The sequence below is a fragment of the Paenibacillus camelliae genome, assembly GCF_023715345.1.
GTDB classification, from domain to species: domain Bacteria; phylum Bacillota; class Bacilli; order Paenibacillales; family Paenibacillaceae; genus Pristimantibacillus; species Pristimantibacillus camelliae.
In genome coordinates this window covers 1-441 of sequence record NZ_JAMBNY010000053.1, presented here as the reverse complement: position 1 = coordinate 441, position 441 = coordinate 1, and the positions used below count along the sequence as shown (strand labels likewise).

2 protein-coding genes are annotated in these 441 nt (G+C 64.9%); both read left to right on the top strand.

The features are described 5' to 3' along the window. The first annotated feature begins 3 nt into the window (after positions 1–3). Positions 4–165 (top strand): hypothetical protein, encoded by a 162-nt coding sequence (locus M3180_RS23085; protein ID WP_432806969.1) that lies wholly within the window; start codon positions 4–6, stop codon positions 163–165. 12 nt (positions 166–177) lie between these two features. Beyond that, positions 178–441 (top strand): hypothetical protein (locus M3180_RS22350; RefSeq protein WP_251671637.1); only part of this gene is annotated, 264 nt, incomplete at its 3' end.

The window sequence follows — 441 nt, the reverse complement described above, 5'->3', positions numbered from 1 at the left end:
AGCCTGTTCCACTACCGTAACCAGGGCGCGGACTACAGCTCGATCCTCGTCGGGCTGCAGGTGCCGCAGGCCGACCGCGCCGAATTCGAACGCTTCCTCGCGGCGCTCGGCTATCCGTATGTCGAAGAGAGCGCCAACCCGGCTTACCGCCTCTTCCTGTCGTAAAGGCTTCGTGCAATGAATCCCGAACAATCCCCGCTCGGCACGGCCACCGTCTACGCGGCGCAGTACGATGCGTCGCTGCTGTTCCCGATCCCGCGCGCCGGCGCGCGCGAGCAGCTCGGCATCACGTCGGCGCTGCCGTTCTTCGGCACCGACATCTGGAACGCGTACGAACTGTCGTGGCTCAACGCGCGCGGCAAGCCGCAGGTCGCGATCGCGACGTTCTACGTGCCGGCCGAATCGCCGAACATCGTCGAATCGAAGTCGTTCAAGCTGTAT